The sequence below is a fragment of the Phaeobacter sp. genome (genome assembly GCF_022825805.1).
Classification (GTDB): Bacteria; Pseudomonadota; Alphaproteobacteria; order Rhodobacterales; family Rhodobacteraceae; genus Phaeobacter.
Genome location: NZ_JAJDWC010000053.1, coordinates 1 through 3,162, shown reverse-complemented (window position 1 = coordinate 3,162; position 3,162 = coordinate 1). Strand labels below are relative to the sequence as shown.

Annotated in this window: 4 protein-coding genes and 1 pseudogene; 4 read left to right on the top strand and 1 reads right to left on the bottom strand. The window is 57.3% G+C overall.

Translation table 11 applies throughout. The features are described from left to right. From Q0C28_RS17730 to Q0C28_RS05875, 3 genes and pseudogenes are all read left to right on the top strand, one after another. Window positions 1-127: pseudogene (locus tag Q0C28_RS17730) on the top strand (IS630 family transposase); the annotation flags it as partial. Further along, entirely contained in the window at window positions 128-769 is a 642-nt protein-coding gene (locus Q0C28_RS05880) for a sulfotransferase family 2 domain-containing protein (protein WP_293573740.1), read from the top strand. A 167-nt stretch (window positions 770-936) separates the two neighbouring features. Then, window positions 937-1,626 carry a Hint domain-containing protein gene (locus Q0C28_RS05875; protein WP_293573738.1) on the top strand — a complete coding sequence of 230 codons (690 nt, stop codon included), beginning with the start codon at window positions 937-939 and terminating at the stop codon, window positions 1,624-1,626. A gap of 228 nt (window positions 1,627-1,854) precedes the next feature. Here Q0C28_RS05875 and Q0C28_RS05870 read toward each other — a convergent pair whose 3' ends face one another. Continuing rightward, complete coding sequence (locus tag Q0C28_RS05870) at window positions 1,855-2,478, bottom strand: YceI family protein (protein ID WP_293573736.1); 624 nt, start codon at window positions 2,476-2,478, stop codon at window positions 1,855-1,857. Window positions 2,479-2,532: 54 nt separating this feature from the next. Here Q0C28_RS05870 and Q0C28_RS05865 point away from each other — a divergent pair, with 54 nt between their 5' ends. Next, window positions 2,533-2,997, top strand: coding sequence for a MarR family winged helix-turn-helix transcriptional regulator (locus tag Q0C28_RS05865; RefSeq protein WP_293573734.1), 465 nt, complete (start codon window positions 2,533-2,535; stop codon window positions 2,995-2,997). The last annotated feature ends 165 nt before the right edge of the window (window positions 2,998-3,162 follow it).

Sequence of the window (3,162 nt, the reverse complement as noted above, 5' to 3'; positions counted from 1 at the left end):
GCAATTCGCCGATGCGATCCTGAGATTCTTCCGCGAAACCATCCCCAAAGAGTGGAAAACATTCCGAGATCAGGTCTCAGACAACTTCAGGGTCATAACACACGAAAAATTTCGGGTTTTGGGGTGAGTGCGGTATATCCATATCCCCAAGACCGGTGGCACATCGTTGGCACTGGCGCTGGAAGCGCGGGCCATGGCCGACGATATGATGCTTGGCGATACGCCGAAGGCGCGCAAACGACGCCGTCGGCTGCAGGGGGTCCAAACCGCCGGACGTCTATGGAAACATTCAACACTTGCAGATCTGGAGGGGCTGCTGCCCGCAGCGCGTATGCGGGATCTGTTTGCCTTCACGCTTGTACGTAACCCCTGGGACCGGGTGGTCAGCCTCTATCACTGGTTGCGCGTGCAAGAGATGTCCCACCCTTTCGTTCCCCTTGCCAAGGCGTTGACCTTCAACGAATTTGCCTGCCACCAGCGGGTTCTTGACAGTTTACATGCATCGCCTGCGGCCTCCTACATGCGTGGGCCAGACGGGCAGGAGCGATGTGATCTTTATATTCGCCTCGAACATTTTGCCCAGGATGCCAAACCGCTGATGGCTCATCTCGGGTTCGCGTTTGATTTGCCACGGGAAAATATGTCTGCCCGGCCGAGCAATTGGCAGCAGGTTTATTCCGACCGCGCGCAGGCAGCCATTGCAGAGGCCTGCGCACAGGATATCACCCGGTTTGAATACTCTTTTAACGATTTGCCGGTATCCAAGTAACCAGAGAGACGGAAACACAGGGCAGAAGGTCCTTTCGCCAAAATGGCATATTCACCTGACGCGCTGTGCATCACTCTCCCGCATGATCGATCAAAAATGATCTTTGCGGACGGGTAACGTGACGGGCTGCGCAGAAGGTGCGGCTGCCTTGGTGAAAGGGAAAACCGATGCTGGATTGGCTGCTAAAACGCAAGCTCACTCCGATGGCCGAGGCTCTGGAAACAGAGTACCCGTTGGTTGCAGTCGGACAGGGTGGTTTCCTGTCCGGAACAACCGTCGCCTCCAATCTTGGCTGGCGCCCGATCGAGGCGCTTGTTCCCGGGGACGAGGCGCTGACTTTCGACAATGGATTGCAACCGATCCTGTCCCTGCACAAAGAGCCGCTGGTCGCCTCTGATGGCGTGGCTGAACCGCTGACATGCCCGGTCTACATCCCGCAGGACGCGCTCAACAATCGTGCGCCGATGTGGGTGATGCCGGATCAGGGCGTGCTGATTGAAAGCGATCTTTACACGGACGAGCTTGGCGATCCTTTTGTGGTGGTTCCGGCCTGTGCGCTGGAAGGCTATCGTGGGATCCACCGGGCGCAGCCGGGTTTTGCCCAACAGGTGATCGTGCCCCGCTTTGCCCGAGACGAGGTGATCTATCTCGAGGCGGGTCTGCTCGGCATGAGCGTGCGTCCAAGGGATCTCTTGGATTGTGCGATGTCGCCGGTGGCAGATCAGTATCGCGTGCTGCCCGCAGCAGAGGCCAGATCGCTGGTTGTTGAGATGATCACGCAGGAAAACATCTGGGCCAGCACGCTCCCCATGGGTCCCGGCGGCCAGGGCGCAGCGGAGTTTGCAGCGCTCAGCTGATTTACTGCATCACGTTTACGCGGCAGCGGGTCTGAGGCTGTCGCCGGTCTAAACCGTGCGGCCAAACATCCTGTTTCTTGTGCGGCGTTTGTTTCGGGCAAATGGCCGTTTCACAGCAAGACCTAATCCAAGGGGCCATCCAAAAGCCCACCTGAAATGTTGGCCCTTTTTCCTGCGCAAAAAGGGCAGGCTGACCGCGAGCGATCAGCCACTTTCCCAGGTCGGGTGTTACTCGACCGCTTTCATTTCGGTATTGATGTCGATGGTGATCGGGCCGGTGTTGAACGGGCCCACATTGAACGCGGTGTGGTCGATTTCCGCGGTCGCGGAAAAGCCAAGCCACTCCCCCTTGTAATAATCCAACACGCCGCCAAGCGGATGTTCGCCCTGATGGGTCAAGGTGGTCGCGAGCACAACAGGCTGGGTCACGCCATGGATTGTTAGATCGCCTGTCACATCTGCGGTGGTGTCGCTGGTCTGATTGATCGCGGTGCTGACAAATGTGATCTCGGGGTAGGTGGCCACGTCTAGGAAATCAGCGGCTTTGAGGTGATCATCAAGTGGACCGAACCCGGACGACAGGCTGTCGGCATCGATCACCACACGCAGGGTCGAAGCCTCAAGATTGCCTGCATCAAGAACAAGGGTGCCCTCTGCCTTGGTGAACTCTCCGTTTTGGCGCGACACGCCTGCGTGGCTCCAGCCAAAGAAGACCTCAGTATGGCCTTGGTCGGTCTTGAACTCCTGCCCGAAGGAGGCGGTCGCCGCCAATGCCAGGGCCGCTGTAGTCAAAGCTGTTTTGAACACACCCATGTTCGTCTCCATATCTGTTGCATTTAGATGAATTTTCATCTAGTTTGCAGGTGTGACATCCGCAACTCTTTTTCCGCGAAACACGCATATGTGATGACTGATCAGCCCCGACCAAAAGACACGCCCACACCGGAAGAAACCCGGATCTGGGTGGCGATGAATCGCCTGACCCGCCGCATTCAGGCAGAAATCAGTGCGGAGCTGAAAGCGGCAGGCCTGCCGCCTCTGAAATGGTATGATGTGCTCTGGTCGATTGAACGCCGTGGGGGTGCCCTGCGGCCGAACGATTTGGAGGCGGATGTTGTCTTCGAGCAATCCAGCCTGTCACATCTGAGCAAACGACTGATCGCCGAAGGGCTATTGGAAGCGGTATCTTGCGAGACAGATCGGCGTGGCAAAGTGCTGCAAATCACGCCGAAAGGCCGGGACATCCGGGCGAAGATGTGGGGCATATATGGCCCGCGCCTGCACGAAATGATGGCGCCGATTGCCAAAGACCCCGGATGGGAGGGGCTGTTGCGCGCCGCCGATCTCGCGGATTGGCAAGGCAAAACGTAAAACACCGCCCCAGTGGGAGCGGTGTTTCTAGGCAGCACACCTATAAATTCCTTATCATTCGTATTGGCTTGTGCTTCATTTCCAGCAAAACAACATGCTGGGGTGTGAAAATGGCGCGTTCGGACATGAGCGATCTGGAGTGGGAGTTCATCAAGGCAGTCTTGC

What these genes read in the sequence shown, in the direction of transcription:
- Q0C28_RS05875 (WP_293573738.1), top strand. Translation starts at nt 937, where the DNA reads ATGCTGGATTGGCTGCTAAAACGCAAGCTCACTCCGATGGCCGAGGCT.
- Q0C28_RS05870 (WP_293573736.1), bottom strand. Translation starts at nt 2,478, where the DNA reads ATGAAAATTCATCTAAATGCAACAGATATGGAGACGAACATGGGTGTG.
- Q0C28_RS05865 (WP_293573734.1), top strand. Translation starts at nt 2,533, where the DNA reads ATGACTGATCAGCCCCGACCAAAAGACACGCCCACACCGGAAGAAACC.